This is a genomic window from Snodgrassella sp. M0110 (assembly GCF_016101465.1).
Lineage (GTDB): Bacteria > Pseudomonadota > Gammaproteobacteria > Burkholderiales > Neisseriaceae > Snodgrassella > Snodgrassella alvi.
Genome location: NZ_JACFQM010000002.1, coordinates 413,691 through 439,392, shown reverse-complemented (window position 1 = coordinate 439,392; position 25,702 = coordinate 413,691). Strand labels below are relative to the sequence as shown.

The window sequence follows — 25,702 nt, the reverse complement described above, 5'->3', positions numbered from 1 at the left end:
GATTTTGTATGTATATAGACGAAATTTTGTATTTTAGGATGTGCAGTCAGTACCTGGCATTATAATCAGTATTCATCTTCGTCAGGCAGCGAAGTATCAGCCCACGCCTGCCGGATAGCTGAGTGAATAATATCCATACTAAAACCGCGGTAAGCAAGAAAATGCATACATTTATGTTTTTCTTTTAAGTCAGCGGGAGGCTGACGATATTTTTTTTGCAAAACAGCTATAGCATTATTTATCTGTTGTTCTCTGTCCGGTAAATAATCTGCAATCAGAGCTGCATCCACACCTTTTTGCTTCAAGCTTTGCTCTAAACGCAGATTACCATGCAGCCGGCTTTTACTATTGATATAAGTTTCCGTATATCGCTCATCTGATTGCCAGTGCTTTTGTGCCAGTTCATCCAGTAATGCTTCAAGATTGTCGTTTTCATCTGCATAAGGATGCAGTTTACGTGCCAGCTCAGCTCTGCTGATTTCCCGCCGTGCCAGTAGGGCAATAGCACGGGCACGTAAACTGGTTTTTTGCTTCATGCGCGGATTTCGCTGTTAGCATGATGACGTATGCCATCATCAATCTGAGGCAGATGATCAACAATAATGTCCGGTTTAGTCTGTGTGTTTTTTGCCAGCTGTGCCATATCTGCATAACCCCATGTGACGCCACAGCTTAAAGCTCCGGCTGCTTTAGCTGCCAGAATATCATTAGCAGAGTCACCAACCATCAGTAAATTTCCGATAGGTACGCCTAATACTTCTGCTGTGTGCAATAAAGGCATAGGAGAAGGTTTTTTTTCAGCCAGTGTATCACCACCCACAACCAAACTGAATGAATCAGCCAATCCAAGCTCACATAATAATTCCACTGCCAGAATTTCATTTTTATTTGTGATTACTGCTAAAGGCAAACCACGGGCACGGAATAATGCCAGTGCGGTTTCTACTTCAGGATAGGGGCGGGTGTGAACACTCAAATGAGTACGGTAATAGGAAATAAAAGCAGTAAATCCCTGTGTCCAGATTGTTTCATCCACCAGACCGTCCCGATCACCACTGAGAGCCCGGTGTACAAGGCTGGATAAACCGTCACCTACATAGGTAGTCAGTTCAGATTCTGGCAGTGGTGACAGTCCTAGTTCCGCGCGCATATGATTGGCAGCAGCACATAAATCGGCGATTGAATCGACCAGGGTACCATCCAGATCGAATGCTATGGCATGAATATCATTCCATTTCATGATTGGCTTATTGATTGGGTAAAAGACATGCTTATTTTATCATGTTCAAATAACCAGTAAGGCTGCCGGTAACAGTATATTACTCTGTTTAGCAATCCGGTATTATTAAGGTTCAGACATAGCCGGATAAAACTACAGGCAATTAATCCGGTTGCAGTTAGTTTATAACTGGCTGAATGGGATCACGGCTGAATATATAAGCTATATGCTGTTTAAACTTTGTACCGGCATGCAGAATATTATTCGGAAATGCATGGTGATTCGGAGCATCTGTATAGCCTTGCGGTTCAAAACAAATTGCTGCAAATGGCAGAAGTGATTTACGTGCCGGTATCTGCTGCTCAGGCAGATTTTGGGCATTATAGACCACCATTACAGGCGCATCTGTTTTTACCGCCATGGACAAACCGGTATCCGGAGCACTTAAGCGCGCAACAATGTTGTTTGTTGAATTTGGAGGTAATACATAGGCCGTATCAATAATGCTGCTGCCTATGGGACGTGCTGAATGGAAATCAAGCGTTGCCGGTGCTTTATGAATATCACCAGTTGGTATCATTTCTTTATCAGTCACGATGACTTCTTGTGGTAACAGCCATAATTGATGTTCGCTGATCGTGCTTTCTCTCAGAGCCAGATTAAAATAACTATGCTGAGTCAGATTAATTAAAGTATCACGATCTGATTCAGCGCTGAAATCAATATTCAGTTCGTTATTTACTGTCAGGGTATAGCATACCTGTACATTCAGGTTACCCGGATAGCCTTCCTCACCATCGGCACTAAAAAGCTGCATGGTAACCGAAGCGCAATGTTCATCATTGTGGGTAGCACATACTTTCCACCACTTCTGATCAAAACCAGTATATCCGCCATGCATATGATGTTCTCCCTGATTAGCAGTCAGGTGGAGCAGTTCATGGTTGAGCGGTGCATGGGCAAAGCTGATGCGTCCGGCATGCCGTCCGATTACAGCGCCCAGATGGGGATTGTTGGTACGATAACTGGTGCTGGTATAATCCTCAGCATTATTGAAACCCAGAACACATTGCACAGGATTGCAACCTCTGTCAGGCATGATGATCGAGGTAACTATGGCACCGAAATCCATAACAGATACCTGCATCCCCTGACTGTTTGTCAGTGTCCACAATGTGGCACTTTCACCGTCTACCAAACCAAATGGCTGAGTACTAATCGTACATAATGAATGTTCATTTGATTTCATTCTGTCCGGCCTCTTCATCAAGATTATGTAAGAACGCCAGTTTTTCGGCGATTTTAATTTCCAGCCCGCGAGCTACCGGCTGATAGAATGCCGGTTCATCCATCCCTTCAGGCATATAGGTTTCTCCGGCCGCATAGGCATTAGGTTCATCATGGGCATAGCGGTATTCACGCCCGTAGCCCAGCTCTTTCATTAACTTAGTCGGTGCATTGCGTAAATGAACCGGTACTTCATTGGACGGGTGTTTTTTGACAAAAGCACAGGCTTCGTTATACGCAACATAACCGGCATTGCTTTTTGCCGCACACGCCAGATACAGTACTGCCTGCGCCAGAGCCAGTTCCCCTTCAGGGCTGCCGAGTCGTTCAAAAGTCTGCGCTGCATCATTGGCTATTTGCATCGCTCTTGGATCAGCCAGACCAATATCTTCCCATGCCATACGGATTATACGTCTTGCCAGATAGCGGGGATCAGCACCACCATCCAGCATCCGGGTAAACCAGTACAGAGCGGCATTTGGATGAGATCCGCGTACTGATTTATGCAGTGCAGAAATTTGTTCGTAGAAGCTGTCGCCGCCTTTATCAAAACGGCGTAATTGCGTGCCAAGACTGCCGGCAGTTAACTCTGCGCTAATTTCAGTTTGCTGCTGTGCTTGTGCGGTATGAATCAGTTGTTCCAGTAAATTCAGAAAACGCCGGCCATCACCATCAGCGCTGTTAAGGATTAATGTCTGTGCATCCGAGCTGATACTGAATGAGTGAAACTCAGGCAGGCTGAAAACTTTATTTTGCAATTGTTTCAGTTCTTCAATGCTGAGTGAGTGCAGGGTATACACCTGTGATCGGCTTAGCAGTGCCGGATTAACCTCAAAAGAAGGATTTTCTGTTGTAGCGCCTATAAAAGTAAATAAGCCGTTTTCGACATAAGGTAAAAATGCATCCTGCTGTGATTTATTAAAGCGATGTACTTCATCGACAAAAAGTATGGTGCGTTGTCCCTGTTGTAAAGCCAACTGAGCTTTTTCAACCGCAGTACGGATTTCTTTTACTCCGGAAAAAACCGCTGATAAAGGAATAAACAGAGCATTAAAGCTTTGTGCCAGAATCCGTGCCAGAGTGGTTTTACCCACGCCGGGAGGACCCCATAACAGCATGGAATGCAGATGTCCGGTTTCTACAGCAACACGCAGAGGTTTACCTGCACCAATCAGGTGTTGCTGCCCGATTACTTCGTTCAGATTTTTCGGGCGTAACTGTTCTGCCAGTGGTGGTAAAGGTTTCTGATTAAATAAATCCATAACGTGTCATTCAGTACACGATAATTCGTGTAATATATTGTACCTGATTATGAAAACTTTGCAGGGCTGGTAACCATCGGATTATGGGTATAATGCAAAAAAATATATATATAATATTAAAGAGAAAAATTGTGTTTTAGACTCTAATTTGATTAAACTGAATAAAATTTATGAATAAAATATTATTTTTACTGGTATTTATTTTGGTTGCCATAGGTGCTTTTATGACCTATGAAAAAAAGTCTAAAGTGAGACTTGTATCTGGTATTGCAGAATATATGATTAATCAGGAATGTCAGCGTCAGATTAGCCAGCCAGTAAGCAAACAAGTAACAGAATCAATTGACGTACCTGATGTAAGCAAGCAATATTGTAACTGTATTGCTGTGCATGCTAGTCGCAAACTGCATGTTAAAGAAATTGTACAAATGATCAATTCGCAGAACCGCCAGCAAAAGGTAAGTAAATTTTCTGCATCTTTTGCCACAGTATGCAGACAAAGCTTACAGCGTTATTAACTATAGCTCAAAGATGATTGAATAATCATACAGGAGAAACAATGAAATATATTAGTACCAGGGGGCAGACAGCACCAAAAAATTTTAGTCAGGCATTAATGGCGGGCCTTGCAGATGACGGTGGTTTATTATTACCACAAACCTATCCGCATATTGATACATTTACTCTTCATGAGTGGCGGTCATTAAGTTATGCTGAACTGGCTATGCAGATTATCAGTCTGTTTGCTACTGATATTCCCAAAGCAGATTTACAGAAGATAGTCAGTAAGACATATACAAAAGAAATATTCGGAAGTAACGAAATCACTCCGGTCAGAACTTTGCATGATGGTATTCTGATTGAAGGACTTTCAAATGGTCCGACGCTGGCATTTAAAGATATGGCCATGCAATTATTGGGTAATTTGTTTGAGTATGTGCTGGAACGTGAAAACCGCTTCCTGAATATTATCGGCGCCACCAGTGGCGATACCGGTTCTGCTGCTGAGTATGCTCTGCGTGGCAAAAAACGGGTAAATGTATTTATGTTGTCGCCATATGGAAAAATGAGTGATTTCCAGCGTGCTCAGATGTATAGTCTGAAAGACGGTAACATTTTTAATATTGCTGTTAAAGGCATGTTCGATGATTGCCAGGATATTGTAAAAGCGCTGCAGAATGATCATGCTTTTAAGGCACACTATCATTTAAGTACAGTTAATTCTATTAACTGGGGGCGTATTGTTGCGCAGGTGGTATATTACTTTAAGGGCTATTTTGCGGCTACCAGTACTAATGAACAGAAGGTTTCATTCTGTGTACCCAGTGGTAATTTTGGTAATGTGCTGGCAGGGCATATTGCCCGAAGTATGGGTCTGCCTATTCATCGCCTGATTGTTGCTACAAATGAAAACGATGTGTTGAATGAATTTTTCAATACCGGCCATTATCGCCCCCGTGATGCGGCACATACATTTGTTACTTCAAGCCCGTCTATGGATATTTCCAAGGCTTCTAATTTTGAACGCTTTGTTTATGATTTGCTTGACCATGATGGTTCTCATGTGCAAAAACTCTGGCAGCAGGTTGCAGCAGGTAATGGATTTGATTTAAGCCATATGCTGAATAAAATTCAGCATCAGTATGGTTTTGCTGCTGGTAAAAGTACTCATGCTGATCGTTTGCAAACCATTGCTCAGGTGTATCGGGAAGACAATGAATTGATTGATCCACATACAGCAGATGGCGTAAAGGTAGCGCGACACTTGCGCGAAGCCGGCGAAATCATTGTGTGTCTGGAAACTGCTCTGGCAGCTAAATTTGCACAGACCATTCATGAGGCAGTTGAAAGTGATGTAACCATACCGCGCCCTGATAATCTAGACGGACTTGAAGATTTACCACAGCATGTTACCGTGATGAATAATGATGCGGCTGCGGTTAAGCGGTTTGTGGAAACACAATTGGATAAATAAAAGTAGACATAAACGTTTTTAATTTTAAAGGCCAGCATAATTATGCCGGCCTTAGTTTTTCAGGTTAGAAATTATCTGGGTTTTCCAGTTTATCTACTTTCTGTTTTAGTTCTTCAGGAGTCAGCGCAATTTCTTCACTTGGATTAGCCGCTGCTGTAGCTACTGCAACAGGATTATAGACAGAAATGTATTCTGACCCGTCAGAACGATCCTCAATAGTGTACATCACTCCGCTGCGGTTGAAACGGTGGCACTGGCGCTGATACCAGCCCCTGAACCCGGTTTTTGGTTCATTCGGATTGTAATAAAATGCATTGAGTATTTCCGGTAAGCCAAGGCCGCATACCACACCGGAAAGCAATACACAGATAAATGTATAGCCAACCAGAATATCGCTGTATTTAGCCAGTGCCGGCATATTGGCTACAGCCAGTATCAGGGCGAGAGAGATACCACCGCGTACACCGCCCCATGACAAAATGGTAAGGCTGCCATGATAGCTTTTCTTATAAACTTTTGGGAACAACATAAATGCCAGTATGTTTCCGGCAAAGCGGCTCAGATGCAGTAATACGAAAGCTACGATACCGCCGATAACCAGAGTTTTGCTCATATCAACGATAAACAGTTCCAGACCGATTAAGGTGAACAGAAATGAATTAATGATACCTTCTACAGCGTGCCAGAAATTATTAACATCATCTATTTCTTTTTTCTGTAAAACTTCCTGCCATTTATTTCCTACAATCAATCCACCGACTACACAGGCAATCGGGCCGGACGCATGAGCAAAATAAGCCACCAGATAAGAGCCGGAAGCCAGCAAAGCTGTTGTCAGAATCAGTGATTCATTTTCATGTTTGCCATGCAACAGACGCAATGCGCCAATCCCGAAAATGAAGCCGATAATAACAGCAACAGCAATTTCATAAAAGAAGTTTTCAACAACACCAAAAGGTGAAACGTGCTGACCATTAATCAGGGTAAGAATAGTCATGAATACTACGATACACATGGCATCATTGAATAATGATTCACCTTCCAGTTTAACCATTAAATGGCGCGGAGTACGTACTGAGCTCAGTACACCTTTAATACCGATAGGGTCCGTTGCACCCAGAGCAGAGCCCAGTAACAGCAGCACCAGTAAAGGTACAGGATCACCAACCAGAAACTGAAATCCATAAAGCAGACCGCCGAATAACACTGAACATAACAATAAACCGAGGGTAGCCAGAATCAGAATTTGTCGCCAGTAGCGTTTTAAATCAGAGATCTTAAATTTAAGTGCAGAGGAAGTCAGAATAAAACAGATTACGCCGTTTACCAGAAAATCATAAAAATTAATATGACTTACGGCTGCCTTTAACGCCATGATATCTACATGGATAAAATGATTGCGTCCGAATAAATTCATGCCCCATTGCAGTGCAAATACCAGAATGGCTGAAACAATCGGTACGCCAATGGCCTGCGGCATGTCAAATAAGCGTTTATTTAATAATGTGGTGACAATAGACAGTGAAAAAATAACCGTTATTGCCTGTAAAAAAAGTACACTACCCATGCAAACAGTTTTCCTTTATTTAAGTATTGTAATAAGTTGCTGATGAATCGAATCTGTCGCAGTTTGTAGCAGGTTCCCCTTGAATCAAAACTTGCAATAATAACTTACGAATCAAATTCATCCAGTAAATCAGGTGCTGGAATAAAATAGAGACTGCCGCTTACCGGTGTGCTGAAATCCAGCAGACGGTCTACGTGACCTTCGGCATTTCCGGTAAACATATGCTGCAGCATTTGGCGTGTTACTGCAAATGAACGTGCATAACCGATAAAAAACGTACCGTACTCATTTTTTGACGGATGAGCAAATGCTACATTGGCACGAATAATTTTCAGTTCGTTGCCTTGTGCATCATAAGCCTTACTCACGTTACTATGTGCAGATTTCGGCTTTTCTTCATCAGAAAGCTCAATGTCATTAAAACGACGCCGGCCAATGACTTTTTCCTGTTCTTCTACTGATAGTTGCCGCCATGCCTGCATGTTATGCAGATATTTCTGAGTAAAAGCATAACTGCCGTTGCGGAATAACGGATCTTCATCACCCACCAGAGCATATTCTGCTTTGGATACATCTTCCGGATTTTCGGTACCGTCAACAAAACCGATGATAGCGCGACCATCCAGATAACGGAAACCATTTACTTCATCAATGGAATAAGTCGCATCAGCCAGTAATTCATCAATCATTGCGGCCATTTCATAACAAATATCCTGACGATCGGCACGGATATGAAAGAAAAGATCGCCTGCTGTCGCTACGGCAGTATGTTTTTCGCCTTTAATAGCAGTAAAAGGAACTAGTTCCTTAGGCTTTGGTTTACCCGGCCGCAGTTTATCCCAGGCTTCCGAGCCAATCCCCATTAATGCATTAAAATTTTCATCATGAAACCGGCCATGCATGCTGCGTACTAACGCTGAAAAACCAGTAATAAATTCGAGTACCTTGTTAATCGCTGCCTGATTATTCTGTATCCCTAACGTAATAAATAAAGCACTTTTACCCGGATAAGCTAATACTGAAGGTGTTCTGTATATTGTCATTAATAAATACTTTCCTAAACCATTATTATAATGAAATCAACGTACGTTATTAAGTAAAAACTGACATGAATTTAAATATTTTTAACTATGTCATAAAAAATCGCCTGTAAATACGTTCAGTACTGTAAACCGAACCAAGTAATAAATCCGGCTTTTCTCACTGCCTGTATTAGTCACGCAATTAATAAATGGGGGTACTTATATATAAGATATGAAAATTATCGATAAAATATGATAATTATAGCCTAAAAGCGTATAAAAGCTTTTATTTGCTGATATTTTTCCGCTAGTATAGATTGCTTACTATTGTTTACTATTACCCTGAGAAAGCAATGCATCACTCATTTCCATTGGTTGAAACCATCGTAGGTGGTTTATTTTTCGCCTTTGTGCTCGGTTATATCGCACATAAGCTGCGTATGCCCCCGCTGGTCGGCTATTTGCTGGCCGGCATAATTGTCGGACCGTATACCAAAGGATTTACTGCTGATATGCATTTATCACAGCAGTTGGCTGAGCTGGGTGTGATTTTGCTGATGTTTGGGGTGGGGCTGCATTTTTCCATTCGCGATTTACTTGCGGTTAAGCGGGTAGCAATACCGGGTGCACTTATCCAGATTGTTTTAGCTACCTTACTTGGCTGGTTCCTTGCCTATCTGGCCGGCTGGACAACAGGTGCGGGTATTGTCTTTGGATTAGCTCTATCTTGTGCTTCAACTGTTGTCTTAATAGCGGCTTTACAGCGCTGGCATTTGGGGGATTCTACGCAGGGGAGAATTGCAACCGGCTGGCTGATTGTTGAAGATATTGCTATGGTGTTTGTGCTGGTGATGATTCCGGCTCTGGCGCCGGTTTTATCAGGAGAGGGTGCTGTTTCCAGTACAAATTTGCTTTATTTGCTGGGTAAAACCGGAGTGCAAATCATTGCATTTATACTGGTTATGCTTTTTCTTGGTCGCAGAATAATTCCATGGTCTTTACAGCGTGTAGTGAGCACTGGAAGTCCTGAGTTGTTTCGTCTGGCTGTCATTGCTATTGCTTTAGGCTGTGCCATACTGGCCAATTATTTCTTCGGTGTGTCGTTTGCTCTGGGTGCTTTTTTTGCCGGAGCCATCATCAGCGAAACCAGTATGAATCACACTGCTGAAGAAGCATCCGGCGGTTTACGTGATTTTTTTACTGTACTGTTTTTTGTTTCAGTGGGTATGCTGTTTGATCCTAGTATTATTGTCCGTAATCCATTATTACTATTAGCCACTTTATTGGTGGTGGTAATAGGTAAAAGTGCGGGAGCATTTTTGATTGTGCGTGTATTCGGCTATCCGCCTCAAACTGCACTAACAATTGCTGTTGCGCTGGCTCAGATCGGTGAGTTTTCTTTCATGATTGCCAGTCTGGGCGCGGTATACAATATTTTGCCGCAATTAGCCAGTGATCTGATTCTGGGTAGCGCACTAATATCCATAATCTGTAACCCGTTTTTATTTGTCTGGCTCAACCGCTATCTGGAAAAACAGTCACAGCAAAAAACTTCTGCTACAACCATTGTGTCCGAGAGTAATCGATTATCAGATAAACCTCATGCCAAAGTAGCAGCACCGATTAAGCCGGTTTCAATCTATTTTGTAGATGAAGATATGGCTATTGCTCCTGCGGTGAGCGATCATACGGTGTTGGTGGGTGCAGGCCCGGTCGGACAAGAAATAATCAGGCATTTACATGCACGTAATGAAACAGTCTATGTACAGGAAAATCGTTTAGAAGTTGTTACAGAGTTGCGTGCACGTCAGATACCCGTTGCCTATGGGCATGCATTATCAGATGGGATGCTGGACGCTGTATTTGTCGCTCAGGCTAAAAATCTGATTATAACTATTCAGAATAAAACTGAAGTGATATCAATTATAAAGGCTGCTATCGCGCTTAATCCGCAACTGCACATAGTCACATTCAGCAGATATGAACAGGACAAACAGTTGTTTATTCAGGCAGGGGCAACTAAAGTTGTTGACAGTCAGCTCTTACTGGCCAATGAAATTATGCAAGCATTCGGATAAGTCTGAAAACTGACATTGATACCAATAGAAAAATATAATTTTTTATTAGTTTTTAAAAATAATCCAGTATCCTGAAAATGATATTTTCTGAAACAGGCGTAAATCAATAATTATCTAATATTGGTTTGCGCCTGTTTTGGTTTAATTACTTATAGTATCGATAAATACTTCCAGTTGTTCACGGTTAGTAATTTTGCTGTCTATTTTGATATATATATTGTGTTCTTCAGGAATAATTAGTACCTGATGTACACCAGCCTGTTCAAGTAATTGTTGTCGGGCATTGTCAGGTAAAACACGACCCTGTTTCAGGATAATGCGCAGACTGGCCAAATAGGGTGGTTCGTGCATTGTCAGGCTCAGCAGAAGCCAGATAAAAATTAATCCTGTGCCGAAGATAAAAACACTATGTGCACCGGTTTGTGCAGCTAGCCAGCCTCCAATTGTTCCTCCGCAGGCTACGCCCAGAAACTGTCCGGTTGCATAGATGCCCATTGCAGTGCCTTTATAACCTGCCGGTGCTTCTTTACTTACCCATGAAGGTAAGAGTGCTTCCATCAGATTAAAAGCAATAAAGAATAATAAAACACCTGTGACAAGCGGCCAGAAAGAAATATTAGCCAGCCATAATACACTTTCAGCAATCAACAGTCCGGCAACACATAAGATAAACACTTGCTTCATTTGCCGTTTGCTTTCAGCGTATATAATTGGTGGCAGAACAGTTATGAAAGCAATCAGCATCGTGTATAAATAAATCTGCCAATGTTTGGCTGCCGGAAATCCTGCCTGTTCCAGTTGTATAGGCAGTGCAACAAAAGTCGACATAAGCAGAAAATGCATGCAGAAAATACCGGTGTTCAGCTTAAACAGAGCAGGGTTGCGCAGTACAGTACCAAAACTGCCGCGTACAATGCCTGAATCACGGTTAAGTACATGAACAGTACTGTCGGGTACAAAAAACAATGTCAGGCCGATAGCAGCCAGTGCCAGTATCGCAATAACCCAGAATAATCCGTGTAAACCTATTGCATGTGTAATGATAGGGCCGCAGACCATGGCAATTGCAAAAGTGATACCAAAACTAATACCAATAAAAGCCATGGCTTTGGTGCGGTTTTGTTCGCGCGTCAGGTCAGATAATAATGCCATTACAGCTGCTGCGATAGCACCACTACCTTGTAATGCACGTCCTAATATGACTCCCCAAATAGAGGATGTTAAGGCAGCAATAATGCTGCCCAGAGTGAAAATCAGTAAGCCGCCTACGATTAAAGGTTTACGCCCGAAACGGTCAGACCACAAACCAAAAGGAATTTGCAATATAGCCTGCATCAGACCATAAATTCCGATTGCCAGTCCGATCAGGCTTTCACTTGCTCCCTCTAATTTCATACCATAAGTAGTCAGAACAGGAAGAACCATAAACATGCCCAGCATGCGCAGCGAAAAAACTGCTCCTAATCCCCAAGTTGCACGCCTTTCGGCAAGATTCATGTGTGTATCACTGTTGTTCTTGGAATTCATGTTTAATACTGCTTAAAAGAAAAACCTGCCTATTGTAAAAGAAACAAAGGCAGGTTGGGTTGGTTTGCGTATTGTAATATATTTATGTCACGGTATCAGCCAGCAAAGCTTAATACAGTTTGTGAGGCCGGAGTCATAAAATCTACCGACATCATTATGCTTAAGGTAGTGATAGCAATAATCGAAAACACAAACAGTTTGCGCGCCCATATACGATCATTATTCTGTGCTTTATAGCCAGATAATGCCATACACAGCCACCACACGCTGACAGCCGCAGCAACGACCAGATATTTGTAGCCGGCGTAGCCGCCTATTGACAGCATCAATGTTGCAAACATAAAGGCAATAATATAAAACGTGATATGGTGTTTTGCTACAGCAATGCCTTTTACTACCGGTAAAACCGGAATATTAGCCGCCTGATAATCCTTAAAGCGGTAAATCGCGATTGCATAGGAATGCGGCATCTGCCAGAGACTGAAAATCGCCAGCAGAATAAGTGCACCAGCATCAAAATTATTGCTTACAGCGCAATAACCGATTACTGGTGGTGCAGCACCCGACAGACTGCCAATTAAAGTTCCGTAAACAGAATGCCGTTTCATATAGAGACTGTAAATCCCTACATAAACCACAAAACCCATTACAGATAACCACATGGCTAAGGGATTTGCGCCAAAATAAAGCACAACAAATCCGGCAATACCCAGTATCGTGGCCAGTGCAAATGTTACACGGGCAGAAGCTAAGCCCCGCACAAGCACACGATTCTTAGTACGCTCCATTTTCGGATCAATATCACGGTCAATCAGGTTATTAAACGCACAGCCGGAAGCTACTACCAAAGACACGCCCAGCAGAGTAAGGATTAGCAGGTAGCCGTTTATGCTGCCTTTTGACGCCAGCAAAAACCCGCCGACAACCGAAATCAGGTTGCCGACGATAATACCTGGTTTTGTTACTTGCAGGTATGGCTTAATCATGAACTGCCTTTAACCTAACACCATGTTTGCGTTGAGGCTCCACATAATCCAGATGGAAAGACCTACTAGCAATACAATCACAATAGCAGTGAAGATAAATGAAATCAGATTCCAGCGTTCTTCAGGGTTACTGCCCAGATGTAAAAAACAAACCAGCTGAACAATAAGCTGCAAAACGGCAGTAATGACAATCACAGCAAACAGAGTTTGTTTGTCAGCAGACTGATTCATTACCATCATAAATGGAATCAGAGTTAAAACTACAGACAGGATAAACCCGATAATGTAGTTTTTAGCACTGCCATGTTGTGGGATATGGTCTTGATGGTTTGACTGACTCATAACGCTACCCCCATCAGATATACAATTGAGAACACGCAAATCCACACGATGTCCAGAAAGTGCCAGAACAGGCTCAGGCAGTTGATGCGCATGCGGTTAACACTGGTAAGACCGCGTGAAGCTACCTGAATCATCATTACAGCCATCCAGATTAAACCGGCAGTAACGTGCAGACCGTGGGTGCCGACCAGAGCAAAAAAGCCAGAAAGATAACCACTGCGGTCAGGACCCATACCACTTGTAATCAGGTGATGAAATTCATACAGCTCCATCCCGATGAAGCATGCACCGAATACAAAAGTAATCACCAGCCATAATAAAACCTGACTCTGATTATTGCGATTCATTGCCAGCACAGCAAAGCCGTAAGTAATGGAACTCAATAAAAGAGCAAAAGTTTCTACCAGCACAAAAGGCAGCTCGAAAATGTCTTTGCCGCTTGGACCACCTGCTGTGCCCGGCAGGAGCACGATATAGGTGGCAAACAGACAGGAGAACAAAATCAAGTCACTCATCAGGTAAATCCAGAACCCGAATACCTTCAGTGAACCGTTGTCGTGGTGAGCGTGCTCATGCGCACTACCGTGAATCAAGGTTTCAGTTGACATTATTTCAGTCCTGCTTTAGTTAATTCATTAAAACGTTTGCTTTCAATAGCTTCAATTTCAGCAACCGGCACGTAGTAATCCACATCCGTGTCAAAGCTCTTGACAATAATGCTGATAATCATGCCGGCAAAGCCAACGATAGCCATCCACCAGATATGCCAGATCAGGGCAAAGCCGCAAATCATTGAGAACACTGCAATCACCAGACCGGCAGCAGTATTTTTTGGCATATGAATTTCTTCATATTTGGCTGGTTTCTTGTAAGCAATACCTTTTTCTTTTTCATCCCAGAATGCATCACGGCTTTCAACCTGTGGCTGCACAGCGAAATTATAGAAAGGTACAGGGGAAGAAGTAGACCATTCCAGAGTACGACCATCCCACGGATCACCTGTAACATCAAGGTTTTCCTTACGATGCAGGCAGGAAACCACAACCTGAATCACCATGCATACTACACCCAGAGCGATAATGGCAGCACCACTGGCAGCAACGCACAGCAAATTATGGTAAGCCGGATCAATGTGCTGACTCAGGCGGCGGGTCATACCCATGAAGCCCAGTGCATATAAAGGCATGAAGGCTACAAAGAAGCCGATAAACCAGCACCAGAAAGCCCGTTTGCCCCATTTTTCATCCAGCTTAAAGCCGAATGCTTTCGGGAACCAGTAGTTAAGTGCTGCAAACAATCCAAACACTACACCACCGATAATGGTGTTATGGAAGTGAGCGACTAAGAACAGACTGCCATGCAGTACAAAGTCCGCACCCGGTACAGCAAGCAGTACACCGGTCATACCACCTACGGAGAATGTAATAATAAAGCCTACAGTCCACAGCATCGGCACATGGAAGGAAATACGACCTTCATACATGGTAAACAGCCAGTTGAAGATTTTTACCCCGGTCGGGATAGAAATAATCATGGTGGCGATACCGAAGAATGCGTTGACATTGGCACCTGAACCCATGGTAAAGAAGTGGTGCAACCATACGATGAAAGACAATATGGTGATACACACAGTTGCCCATACCATTGAAGTATAGCCAAACATGGTCTTGCGTGAGAATGTAGCTGTAACTTCTGAGTACACACCAAAGATTGGCAGTATCAGAATATATACTTCCGGATGACCCCATGCCCAGATCAGGTTGATGTACATCATCATGTTACCGCCCAGTTCATTAGTAAAGAAGTGGGTGCCGAGGTAACGGTCTAATGTCAGCATGGCAACAGAGGCTGTCAGGATAGGGAAGGAAGTCAGAATCAGAATATTGCTACAGAAAGATGCCCAGCAGAAAATAGGCATTTTCATCATAGTCATGCCCGGGGCACGCATTTTCAGGATAGTAGCAATAAAGTTAACAGCACTAACCGTTGTCCCGATACCTGATATCTGCAAACTCCATATCCAGTAATCAACACCTACACCCGGGCTGAACTCCAGACCAGACAGTGGCGGGTAGGACAACCAGCCGGTTTGTGCAAATTCACCGATGCCCAGTGATAAGTTAACCAGTACCACACTTACAGCAGTAAACCAGAAACCCAGATTATTCAGAAATGGATAGGCCACATCGCGCGCACCCAGTTGCAGCGGGATGACAAAGTTCATCAGGCCGATTACAAAAGGCATGGCAACAAAGAAAATCATGATTACACCGTGAGCGGTGAAAATCTGATCGTAGTGATGTGGTGGCAAAAAGCCGTCACTGGTGCCTGAAGAGGCTAAAACCTGTTGGCTACGCATCATCACTGCATCGGCAAAACCACGAACCAGCATCACGATAGCGACAATGATATACATGATACCGATGCGTTTGTGGTCAACTGTAGTAAACCATTCTTTCCACAGATAGCCCCATTTATGAAAATACGTAATCGCACCTACCAGCGCCAGACCTATGACGATGATAGCCATGATCGTTACCATGACAATTGGCTCATGGAACGGTATCGCATCTAAAGTTAATTTTCCAAACATTTTTTATTTCCTCGCAAGCTTACTCAGCACTGCTGGCTGTACTGGCCTGTAGAGCTGCAGGCATATTGTGATTGGCAAATTTGGCAATCACATTGCCATACAAACCCGGATTTGCGCTGGAGAAATATTCCACCTGATGGAATTGACTTGGCGCAGCCAGTTTGTTGAATGAAGCCATGTCATTAAGTGTATTGGGTGACTGTTTCACCTTATCCACCCATTGATTGAAGCTGGCTTCATCCGGTGTTGCAATGGCAGTAAATTTCATGCCAGAGAAACCGGCACCGCTGTAGCTGGATGAAATACCTTTATATTCACCTGCTGTGTCAGCAATTAAATGCAGCTTGGTCTGCATACCGGCCATAGCGTATATCTGACTGCCTAACTGAGGAATAAAGAACGCATTCATCACTGTATTAGAAGTGATTCTGAATTCCACCGGGGTATCTTTCGGGAACGCAACTTCATTAACAGTGGCAATACCTTGTTCCGGATAAATGAACAGCCATTTCCAGTCTAATGAAATTACCTCAATTACCACTGGTTTTTTATCACTTTCCAGCGGACGATAGGGATCCAGAGAATGAGTGGTCTTCCATGTGATTGTTCCCAAGGTGAGAATAATCAGGATAGGAATACCCCAAACTATGGCTTCTAGTTTGTTGGAATGCGCCCATTTCGGTGAATATTTGGCATTATTACCCTCTCTATATTTCAGAGAAAATAAAATTGCCATGATAATCACCGGAATTACGACTATTAACATCAAGCCTATGGCTGTCAGTATTAGTGTGCGTTCTTCCTGACCTATATGGCCTTTTGGGTTTAGCAGAGCAGCATCACAGCCGCTTAAAAAAAGCGAACCGATCAGCATCGTCAATACTATCCCTGAGAGCTTACTTAATTTCATGTAACGACCTCAACATTACGGGAAACACGATTAACGTTTGTAAAAAACGGGTTCTACTATTTTAAGACAATGTTGCCGCACTGTATATTGTACCTTTGGCAGGCTAATTAAAAATTTAGCAGCTAAAATAAAAAAACAAAATTTATTTATTAATTTTTGTTTATAAAATATATATTTATAAAAAAATATTTTAATATTTTAATGTCATTATAAAAGATTTTCTGTTTAAGTTATATAAACCAGAATTTTATTAATATATAAATTTCATGATGCAATTTTACTTACAATCTAAAATTTGTATCAATAAATTCAATTTTTTATTTATTATAACCAACTGATTTATAATAAAAAAATATTATCTTAATTTTGAAACTAAAAATACAGATTACTTTTTTACTAAAATAAAAATATAAATGTTAAGATTGCAAAAAAGTTAATCTATATCAATTTTCTGTGAATTTTTTTAAAAAAAGTTATAGCAAAAGAAAATTTCAATATGATTAAAAGTTCTAATGGATTAAGTTTATATATAATTTTTTGTATTTTATAAGTTTTTATAAAATTTTTGGAATAAAAACTTATACTGGGGTGTTGTAAACATAGCGACTGAATAAAAAAACGAGTTGATTTCGGTATATGAAATGGTATAAATGAAATAACTGAGGTAAACAATTTAATTCAATTTAAATAATTATTTTGTTTGTGACTTTAAGTTTTGATAACGCTTACGAGTTAATATCCTGAAGTGAATTTAGCAATTTTTATGCCATTTTTGGTGTTTGCTATTGAGAAAATAATATTCATTGTGATTATTCAAGATAATGCTTAAATGCTTTAGTAATTAATATATCTAATGTTAAGAATAATGGCATATTTATTTTGCTCTGATAGATAATCTACTGAGTAAATCTGAAGAAAATAAGCAGACATTCAAACATAAAAATGCATTAATCTGCCAGTAAGCGGTTTTGCTTTGCTGGCAGATTAATGCATATATTTAATATATTACTAAAACCTGCTATTTTGTTGTAATTGCCGTGCTGCTTCCAATGCAAAATAGGTCAGAATACCGTCTGCACCGGCTCGTTTGAATGCAAGCAGGCCCTCTAAAATTACTTTATCAGCATCAAGCCAGCCATTACTGATGGCTGCCTGCAACATAGCATACTCACCAGATACCTGATAGGCGTATGTAGGAACACCAAATTCATCTTTAACCCGTCTGATTACATCCAGATAAGGCATGCCCGGTTTAATCATTACCATATCGGCTCCTTCAGCTATATCAAGTGCTACTTCATGCAGCGCTTCATTGCTGTTAGCAGGATCCATCTGATAAGTATATTTATTACCTTTGCCCAGATTACCGGCACTGCCTACAGCACTGCGAAACGGACCATAAAAAGCTGAAGCATATTTGGCAGCATAAGACATAATCCGAGTATGAATAAAACCATTTTCTTCCAGTGCTTCGCGGATAGCTCCGATACGTCCATCCATCATATCGCTTGGAGAAAGAATATCCGCACCGGCTGCGGCGTGTGAAAGTGATTGTTTGATAAGTGCTTCTATCGTTTCATCATTTTTAATATACCCATTTTCATCCGGCAGGCCATCTTGCCCGTGGGTTGTATAAGGATCGAGAGCCTGATCTGCCATTACACCCAGCTCAGGAAAACGGGATTTTAGAGCACGGATAGCACGCTGAATGATACCGTTTTCATCCCATGCAGCCCGTCCGTCAGTGGTTTTACTATCAGGATCAGGAACACCAAATAAATCCAGAACCGGTACGCCCAGTTTTAAAGCCTGTTCAGCGACTTTTAATAATTCATCAATAGATAAACGTTCTACTCCGGGCATGCTGTCAACAGACATACGCCCAGTTTGTTCATGCACAAATACCGGCAAAATAAAATCATTGGCTGTCAGTATGGTTTCACGCATCATGCGCCGTGAAAAATCATTATGTCGCATACGCCGCATACGTGTATTGGGCATAATTCGAGGAGGAAAATTCATAATAGTATTCTCGGTTTTTATAAACGCGCCAGCCTATAGGCTGACTAAAATTATTGCCAGTAAAGCTTTGTGAAATTCGGATTGTTATTCTAAACCCTTTCAGGCAGGACTTCTAATGACATAATTCAGTACTGATTATTAATAAAAAACTATTAAAGTTTGGTTTGTAATTAAAATTGTATTTTAAAGATATAATTAGGAAAAAACATAATTGCTTTTAAAATTCCTTGTGTTGGTATTTACTTAAAATTGCTGAACAAAGTCAGACTGAATTACTTAATAGAATAATTTTTTTTTGCTGATAGAAAAGAAAACTGATTTTTCAATGAATTTAGCGTTCAATGCGATTATTTAGTGAAAATCAAGCTAAAACTTATACTCCACATAATAATCCCTATAACAAAATCTAATATTTTCCATGAACGGTTTTGATTAAATAAAGGAGATAAAAATTTGGCACCATAGCCTAATGAAAAAAAGAACAACCATGATGAAAGCATAACCCCAAGTGTGAATAGATAAAGACTATCTTTGAATGATACCGATATTGAACCAACTAAAATAACTGTATCCAGATACACATGCGGATTTAACCATGTAAAAGCCAGACAAACGCCAATAACTTTCATTAATGAACTTTTATCAATCAGGCTGGGTTTCAGTGCTGAATTTTGATTCAATGCAGAATAAAAACTTCAATATTTTGCATAAATAATAATTTCCGGATAGCGGTTAAGTACTTTAGAAAATCCGGTTACGCCTAAATAAATCAGAATAGTATCTGATACTGAGCAGATCAAGCATACCCAGAAAACATATTGCTGTTTTAAACCTTGTTTTAAAATAAATGCATTTTGAGCACCGATAGCTATAATTAAAGAAAAACCAAGTCCTAGTCCTGATAGCAAAGCAAACATTGAGTTTGACCTATTAAATTATTGAAAAGTATATTTATATAAAAGAGTTTATTTTATTAATAATTTTGCTGAAAGCTTTATTAATTCAATAATACCGATGGTTTTTAAAATTATTCAGAAAATGTCTGGATAAAAATAGCTTTGATGAGATCCAGTTTAGGAATGATGATTTAGATCCATTTGAAAACAGGTTATTAAGTTTTACTCAGAGGACTGACAACTGCATACAAAGGCAGATGGTCGGAAAGTTTTTGCCATGGCTGACCTGTTAATGATTTTGCTTCGTGTATTTCCAGATGGCGGGTAAAAATCCTGTCGAGACTTAAAATAGGCAGGCGGGCTGGAAAAGTTTTCGGTGCATGGCGATAAGCATAAAATGCATCATGTAAATTTAATTTTAAGCCTAAGCTATCATGAGAGCGCTGGCGCCAGTCATTGAAATCTCCGGCTAAAATTAATGGATTGGCCGGATCTATTTCACTTTGGATATAGTCGTAAATAGTTTGGTACTGTTTTATACGGTCTGGTTCACGCAAATTTAGATGAGCACACAGACATACTAATGGTCGTGGCCATTTTGGTGGCTGAATTTCACAATGTAGCAGCCCGCGCTGCTCAAAACTGTTAACACTGATGTCCAGATTATGGCAGGTTACGATCGGTAGCTGACTTAAAATAGCATTACCATGATCACGAAATTTATAACGGGCATTGCGACCATAACTTACATTATAGGCTAGTTGTTCGCCGAGAACCTGATAATGAGGTTGTTTAGGAAAATCCGGTATGTTTTCTGCCCGTTTGCTATTGATTCCTTGCACTTCCTGTAAAAACAGTATGTCCGGAGCCAGCTGATGCAGGGCAGCAGCCATTTGAGGAAGTTGTACTTTTTTATTAAGTGCCGACATGCCTTTATGTATGTTATAGGAGGCAATAGTGATTTTATTCATGAAAATGGCCGGTGATTTTAAATTACCAGTGTTGGGGTAGTTGCAGTATTGCTGAACGGTTCGATGGCGAAAATACTTTTTCCGCAGCCTGTTCAGGCGAACACCATATATAGTCTAAATGTTCGCGTGGTGACAGAAGAATAGGTGTTTCTGCTGAAACACACAGGGAAAAGATATGCTCGGTATTATGAGTAACTCCGGGAGCATAGCGATGACGCCAGTGCGGATAAATTTCGTAGATACTGGATTGCTGCCAGTTAAAAATATCATTGCTGTAAATACCGGTTTCTTCTGCCAGTTCCCGTTTTGCAGTCTGCTCAATTGTTTCTCCCGGTTCCAGGCTGCCGGTTACGGATTGCCAGAAACCGGGCTTATCTGCGCGCTCCATTAGCAGTATCTGCCGGTTGTTATCATAAATAACAATCAGTACAGATACCGGTTGTTTATATGGTTGATTATTACTCATGATTAGATTGCTGAGCTGAATGATAGGATAAAGTACTTAATGCTGTGGGTAAATGTTCCGGATGGTTCGGTTCACTCTCTGTTTTTTCTGCACCGGCCTTACTATCGCAGACAATCGGATCTGCTTTATCATTCAGAATACGTATCTCCTGCTGGGGAAACGGAAATTCTATGCCGACTTCTTTAAAACGATTCCAGATTTCCAGCAAAATAGCAGAATTGATACTCAGAAAACCATTTTCCGGATCACGAATCCAGTAATTAACATACAGATTAATTCCGGAATCAGCAAAGCCGGTAACATAACTGTTGGGTTTAGGATCATCACATACTCTTGCCTGCTTGGCTGCAGCCTCTTTTAGTATTTCCAGAGCCTGAGGCAGATCAGTATTATAAGCTACCTGCAAGGTCAGATTATTTGACATGATTTTGCTGGAATAAGAATCATTGATAACTGTATTGGAAACAAAAGTATCATTCGGAATCAGGGCTTCTGAGCCGTCACTGCTACGTAATACTACAAAACGGGCAGTTATTTTGGTTACATAGCCTGTGAAGTTATTAATATTCAGTCTGTCTCCCGGACGTACGGAATGATCTGCCAGAATGATGAAACCGGATACATAATTGCTGGCAATTTTCTGTAAACCAAGTCCGAGACCAACACCCAGAGCGCCACCAAAAACAGAAAGAATGGTTAAATTAATTCCCACCATCGGCAGAGCAATCAGTACGGCAACTACGACCAGTAATGTTTTAACGATTTTCACTAGTACATAGCGCAGATTGACATCAAGTTTTTCTGCTTTAAGAATACGTTTTTCGGTAAAACGAGACAGCCACATAGCAATAATAATGGCAATCCCGACAATAATACTGCCGGTGATTACTGTATACAGGCTCAGACTGGTTGAGCCTATGGGCAGAGCAAGTGACTTGAGCAGGCGGATAATAAAAGTATCCAGACTCGTCAGCCATAGGATGAAACACACCCATAGCAGGGTGGATAATGAGCGTTCATAATGCTCATTAAAACGGTTATTCGGAATGGCGTTGTGCAATACGGCCATGATGATGCGAATCATCATTAACCAGCGTGCAGTAAAAACAGTTATTTGTAACCATAATACCGACTCACCTGTGCCGGCACGCCAGATAATCATAGCAATAATAGTGCAGATAAATAGCAATACGGGCCATAACAGGCGTGTAAACAGATGGTACAGAAACGGAAGTTTAATGTTGTTCTGATTTTCAATACGTTTGGATACGGCCGACAAAATTTTCAGACTGAACCAATAGGTACCAATCATTATTATCATTGCACAGACCAGCTCCAGCCAGCCAGTATGAGTTTTTAAGCTATGTACTATCAGGCGTGCCAGAAATTCTTTGCGGGCAAACATGGAGTCAAAATAGTTATTCATGGTAGGGCAAAGAAAAGAAATTTAAAACTGCTCTAATGTTAGGCGTTTTAATAGGTTTCTGTAAACTGTCATTATCAAAATTAGCGCTGAATGATGAAACAGTTATATATTGCAGTATTGGTGAATCAATAGTATTTCTGAGTATAGATTGATTTAAAATAATTTAATAAAACAAATATTTATATTGATTTAAATAAATCCGTTCAGTCAAGTTGCTAATTATTTGATTCCGGATACAAAGATGCTTATAATAGCAGGTTTTCCAACCTTGCCCTTTGCACCTTCGCATGGTAAAGGGATCGATTAGCCACAAGGAGTACTCATGCGTCATTATGAAATCGTGTTCATTGTCCATCCGGATCAAAGCGAACAGGTCGGTGCTATGGTTGAACGTTACAAAACCATGATTACCGAAGCTAACGGTAAAATTCACCGTCTGGAAGACTGGGGCCGCCGTCAGCTGGCTTACCCGATCAATAAAATTCATAAAGCACACTATGTGTTAATGAATATTGAAACCACACCTGAAGTGATTGACGAAATTGAAACAGCATTCCGTTTTAATGATGCTGTATTGCGTCATCTGACTGTAAAAATGGACGCAGCAGTAACTGAAGCTTCTCCGATGATGAAAGACGAGAAGTCTAAAAATCTGTTAGCCGGTAACAGCACTGAAACTGCTTCAGAAGAAGCAGCTGAAGCCTGATTAATTTACTGAGGCCGGTTTGCTGAATCAAATATGCCTGTGTGCACAGATTAAAAGTCTGGACAATTTACGCTATACGCCTGCCGGTTTGCCGGTTCTGACCATGTGGCTTACCCATGAGTCATGGCAAACGGAATTGCAGCAGCAGTATTTGGCAAAAGTGGAAATTCAGGCGAAAGCACTGGGTGATTTAGCTGAAAACTGGTCGTATCTGCCGGGAAATATGGTTGAAGTCAGCGGATTTCTCAGCCAGAAAGGTATATACCATTCTCGTCCGGTACTGCATATCCAACAAATTCGTGAATATAAAGGTTAAACGACATGGCTCGTCAATCATTCAAACGTAGAAAATTTTGCCGCTTTACTGCGGAAGGTATCAAACAGGTAGACTATAAAGCAGTTGATTTGTTAAAAGATTTTATTACTGAAAATGGTAAAATCATTCCGGCACGCATTACCGGAACCAAAGCACATTACCAGCGTCAGCTGTCTACAGCGGTAAAACGTGCCCGTTTTCTGGCTTTGCTGCCTTACACCGATCAACATAAATAATAAGGAAGAGTTATTATGCAGATTATTTTGTTAGAAAAAGTCGGTGGCCTGGGCAATCTGGGTGATCTGGTTAATGTAAAAAACGGCTATGCCCGTAACTTTCTGATTCCTCAGGGTAAGGCTCAGCGTGCCAATGCTGCCAATCTGGCTGCTTTTGAGGAAAAACGTGCTGAATATGAAGCACATCAGGCTGCTGTTCTTGCTGATGCTGAAGCACGTAAACTGAAACTGGATGGTCAGAATATCAGTGTAGCGCAAAAAGCCGGTGTTGATGGTCGTCTGTTTGGTTCTGTAACGACTCATGATATTGCAGAAGCTATTAAAGCTGCTATTGGTGTTGAAGTAGTTAAAGCTAATGTGCGTCTGCCTAATGGTCCTTTGAAAGCCATTGGTGAATATGAAATCGAAGTAGCTCTGCATAGTGATGCTGTTGCTGCTATCACAGTAACTGTTGTGGCTGCTGCAGAATAAATATAACTGACACACATCAGGAAAGTATAAGCTGTCCGGATTAATCCGGACAGCTTTTTTGTTATTGATGGTAAAATTAGTTTAAAATGTGCATGAAGCATATGCTAGGAACCATAATAATGAAATTAGTCAGGATAATAAGTGCAGCTTTGTTTCTGTCAGCCTGTCAAAGTACCCATCCAATTCAGGAAAACCCACTTCAGCCTACTGCTACAACCAGTGTATCGTCACCAGCTGATAATAAAGTGTTTGCTTTGACGGACAGTGGAATAGATTTACTGAAACGTAATGATGTAAATCGTTTTATTGATTCTGAAGTTAAGCGGGGACAATACAGCAGGGATCAACTGGAAAATTTTTTCCGGCAGGTAAGTTACCGGCCAAGTATTGTTCGTGGTATGGATAAACCGGGAACATCTTTACCGTGGTATACATTTGCACAGAATAATGCCAATAATGTTCGTATTAATACCGGAAATATCTTCTGGAAAAATAATACCGGAATAATTCAGGCAGTATCGAAACGTTATGGAGTAGCACCGCAATTACTGGTGGCGATTGTTGGGATTGAAACCAATTACGGCAGTACTATGGGCTCATATCGGGTTGCTGATGCACTGACAACATTGGGCTATCACTATCCGCGGCGGGCTGAATATTTTCAGCGTGAGCTATCTGAATTTTTGCAACTGGCTTATGAAGAAAAGCAGGATCCATTAAGCTTTAAGGGCAGCTTTGCCGGTGCGATGGGTATGCCACAGTTCATGCCATCCAGTTTTCGCCAGTTTGCCGTTGACTGGGATGGTGACGGACATCGGGATATCTGGCGTAATTCCGGTGATACACTGGCCTCAGTGGCCAATTATATGAAACAGCATGGCTGGCAGTCCGGAGCGCCGATTGCTGTACCGGTAAATATGCAGCCAACACCGCGATTACAGCAAATTATTGATGAACCTACTTCGCTTAAATACACCGCAGGTCAGTTGCGTCAGTTAGGCGTAGTCATTCCCGCGCAGATTAAAGATCAGGAAAAGGGTATTTTATATCGTCTGGAAAGATCTCCCGGCGAATATGATTACTGGTTTGGTCTGAATAATTTCTACACTATCTGGCAATATAACCATAGCCGGCATTATGTGGCTGCCGTTCGTCAGATTGCGAATAATTTGGCAGATGCCAATGCTAATTTATAAATGAGTGTTCATTTGCAATCATCAGCCATCTTGTTATACAGATGGCTTTTATTTTGCTATGGTAAGTAGTAATTGATTAAAATAATTATTAAAAAATTTAAATAAAGATGAAACTAATCTGGTGTAATTCTTATCTGTATTAATATTGCAGGATATTCAATTAAACCATAGTCAGATTTATCATTGAAATGAAGATGAATGTCTGATTAATGATTATTAAATTAGTTA

At 41.2% G+C, this 25,702-nt stretch carries 24 protein-coding genes and 1 pseudogene; 8 read left to right on the top strand and 17 right to left on the bottom strand.

Features of this window, described 5'->3' with window-relative positions; genetic code table 11:
• Positions 1-65: 65 nt before the first annotated feature.
• The 4 genes from recX to H3T84_RS04795 form a co-directional block, all read right to left on the bottom strand.
• Positions 66-536, bottom strand: coding sequence for a recombination regulator RecX (recX, locus tag H3T84_RS04810; protein WP_174829989.1), 471 nt, complete (start codon positions 534-536; stop codon positions 66-68).
• Positions 533-1,240 carry a phosphoglycolate phosphatase gene (locus H3T84_RS04805; RefSeq protein WP_041880341.1) on the bottom strand — a complete coding sequence of 236 codons (708 nt, stop codon included), beginning with the start codon at positions 1,238-1,240 and terminating at the stop codon, positions 533-535. Before H3T84_RS04805 ends, recX begins: the two co-directional genes overlap by 4 nt.
• A 157-nt stretch (positions 1,241-1,397) precedes the next feature.
• A complete protein-coding gene (locus H3T84_RS04800) occupies positions 1,398-2,468 on the bottom strand; it encodes an aldose epimerase family protein (RefSeq protein ID WP_198218394.1) in 1,071 nt (356 codons plus the stop codon).
• Positions 2,455-3,768, bottom strand: coding sequence for a replication-associated recombination protein A (locus tag H3T84_RS04795; protein ID WP_198218393.1), 1,314 nt, complete (start codon positions 3,766-3,768; stop codon positions 2,455-2,457). Before H3T84_RS04795 ends, H3T84_RS04800 begins: the two co-directional genes overlap by 14 nt.
• A gap of 170 nt (positions 3,769-3,938) precedes the next feature.
• Here H3T84_RS04795 and H3T84_RS04790 point away from each other — a divergent pair, with 170 nt between their 5' ends.
• Positions 3,939-4,286, top strand: coding sequence for a hypothetical protein (locus H3T84_RS04790; protein WP_174833128.1), 348 nt, complete (start codon positions 3,939-3,941; stop codon positions 4,284-4,286).
• A 41-nt stretch (positions 4,287-4,327) separates the two neighbouring features.
• On the top strand, positions 4,328-5,743 hold the full coding sequence (thrC, locus tag H3T84_RS04785) for a threonine synthase (RefSeq protein WP_198218392.1): 1,416 nt from the start codon (positions 4,328-4,330) through the stop codon (positions 5,741-5,743).
• Positions 5,744-5,807: 64 nt separating this feature from the next.
• On the opposite strand, the gene H3T84_RS04780 is transcribed toward thrC, so the two are convergent.
• Together H3T84_RS04780 and H3T84_RS04775 are read right to left on the bottom strand one after the other, a co-directional pair.
• On the bottom strand, positions 5,808-7,310 hold the full coding sequence (locus H3T84_RS04780; RefSeq protein ID WP_100116860.1) for a sodium:proton antiporter: 1,503 nt from the start codon (positions 7,308-7,310) through the stop codon (positions 5,808-5,810).
• Between the two features lie 104 nt (positions 7,311-7,414).
• Complete coding sequence (locus H3T84_RS04775; RefSeq protein WP_198218391.1) at positions 7,415-8,353, bottom strand: Dyp-type peroxidase; 939 nt, start codon at positions 8,351-8,353, stop codon at positions 7,415-7,417.
• 332 nt (positions 8,354-8,685) lie between these two features.
• On the opposite strand from H3T84_RS04775, the gene H3T84_RS04770 reads away from it, so the two are divergent.
• Positions 8,686-10,410 (top strand): cation:proton antiporter, encoded by a 1,725-nt coding sequence (locus tag H3T84_RS04770; RefSeq protein ID WP_198218390.1) that lies wholly within the window; start codon positions 8,686-8,688, stop codon positions 10,408-10,410.
• Between the two features lie 141 nt (positions 10,411-10,551).
• Here H3T84_RS04770 and H3T84_RS04765 read toward each other — a convergent pair whose 3' ends face one another.
• From H3T84_RS04765 to H3T84_RS04710, 11 genes and pseudogenes are all read right to left on the bottom strand, one after another.
• A complete protein-coding gene (locus H3T84_RS04765) occupies positions 10,552-11,937 on the bottom strand; it encodes an MFS transporter (RefSeq protein ID WP_232346104.1) in 1,386 nt (461 codons plus the stop codon).
• A gap of 95 nt (positions 11,938-12,032) precedes the next feature.
• Positions 12,033-12,923: a heme o synthase gene (gene cyoE / locus H3T84_RS04760; protein ID WP_041880326.1), complete on the bottom strand. Its 891-nt coding sequence runs from the start codon at positions 12,921-12,923 to the stop codon at positions 12,033-12,035.
• A 9-nt stretch (positions 12,924-12,932) separates the two neighbouring features.
• On the bottom strand, positions 12,933-13,265 hold the full coding sequence (gene cyoD, locus H3T84_RS04755) for a cytochrome o ubiquinol oxidase subunit IV (protein WP_025330405.1): 333 nt from the start codon (positions 13,263-13,265) through the stop codon (positions 12,933-12,935).
• Entirely contained in the window at positions 13,262-13,873 is a 612-nt protein-coding gene (locus H3T84_RS04750; RefSeq protein WP_025330406.1) for a cytochrome o ubiquinol oxidase subunit III, read from the bottom strand. Before H3T84_RS04750 ends, cyoD begins: the two co-directional genes overlap by 4 nt.
• Positions 13,873-15,858: a cytochrome o ubiquinol oxidase subunit I gene (gene cyoB / locus H3T84_RS04745; protein WP_174833133.1), complete on the bottom strand. Its 1,986-nt coding sequence runs from the start codon at positions 15,856-15,858 to the stop codon at positions 13,873-13,875. Before cyoB ends, H3T84_RS04750 begins: the two co-directional genes overlap by 1 nt.
• A gap of 19 nt (positions 15,859-15,877) precedes the next feature.
• The gene (cyoA, locus tag H3T84_RS04740) at positions 15,878-16,768 is read right to left on the bottom strand and encodes a ubiquinol oxidase subunit II (RefSeq protein ID WP_174833134.1); all 891 of its coding nucleotides are present in this window, start codon (positions 16,766-16,768) and stop codon (positions 15,878-15,880) included.
• A gap of 1,008 nt (positions 16,769-17,776) precedes the next feature.
• On the bottom strand, positions 17,777-18,790 hold the full coding sequence (hemB, locus tag H3T84_RS04735) for a porphobilinogen synthase (protein ID WP_198218389.1): 1,014 nt from the start codon (positions 18,788-18,790) through the stop codon (positions 17,777-17,779).
• A 347-nt stretch (positions 18,791-19,137) separates the two neighbouring features.
• Positions 19,138-19,707 (bottom strand): annotated as a pseudogene (locus tag H3T84_RS12100) (LysE/ArgO family amino acid transporter).
• Between the two features lie 194 nt (positions 19,708-19,901).
• Complete coding sequence (locus H3T84_RS04720) at positions 19,902-20,657, bottom strand: endonuclease/exonuclease/phosphatase family protein (RefSeq protein ID WP_174833137.1); 756 nt, start codon at positions 20,655-20,657, stop codon at positions 19,902-19,904.
• Positions 20,658-20,679: 22 nt separating this feature from the next.
• Positions 20,680-21,123, bottom strand: a complete 444-nt coding sequence (nudB, locus tag H3T84_RS04715; RefSeq protein ID WP_198218385.1) for a dihydroneopterin triphosphate diphosphatase — start codon at positions 21,121-21,123, stop codon at positions 20,680-20,682.
• Positions 21,116-22,549, bottom strand: coding sequence for a mechanosensitive ion channel family protein (locus tag H3T84_RS04710; protein ID WP_084585827.1), 1,434 nt, complete (start codon positions 22,547-22,549; stop codon positions 21,116-21,118). Before H3T84_RS04710 ends, nudB begins: the two co-directional genes overlap by 8 nt.
• Before the next feature lie 322 nt (positions 22,550-22,871).
• Between H3T84_RS04710 and rpsF the strand changes: the two genes are divergently transcribed.
• The 5 genes from rpsF (at position 22,872) to mltB (ending at position 25,474) form a co-directional block, all read left to right on the top strand.
• The gene (gene rpsF, locus H3T84_RS04705) at positions 22,872-23,255 is read left to right on the top strand and encodes a 30S ribosomal protein S6 (RefSeq protein WP_025330414.1); all 384 of its coding nucleotides are present in this window, start codon (positions 22,872-22,874) and stop codon (positions 23,253-23,255) included.
• Positions 23,256-23,274: 19 nt separating this feature from the next.
• Positions 23,275-23,571, top strand: a complete 297-nt coding sequence (priB, locus tag H3T84_RS04700) for a primosomal replication protein N (protein ID WP_041880709.1) — start codon at positions 23,275-23,277, stop codon at positions 23,569-23,571.
• A gap of 5 nt (positions 23,572-23,576) precedes the next feature.
• On the top strand, positions 23,577-23,807 hold the full coding sequence (gene rpsR / locus H3T84_RS04695; protein ID WP_025330416.1) for a 30S ribosomal protein S18: 231 nt from the start codon (positions 23,577-23,579) through the stop codon (positions 23,805-23,807).
• A 15-nt stretch (positions 23,808-23,822) separates the two neighbouring features.
• Positions 23,823-24,278, top strand: coding sequence for a 50S ribosomal protein L9 (gene rplI / locus H3T84_RS04690; RefSeq protein WP_041880712.1), 456 nt, complete (start codon positions 23,823-23,825; stop codon positions 24,276-24,278).
• Positions 24,279-24,397: 119 nt separating this feature from the next.
• A complete protein-coding gene (gene mltB / locus H3T84_RS04685) occupies positions 24,398-25,474 on the top strand; it encodes a lytic murein transglycosylase B (protein ID WP_198218383.1) in 1,077 nt (358 codons plus the stop codon).
• Positions 25,475-25,702: the final 228 nt, after the last annotated feature.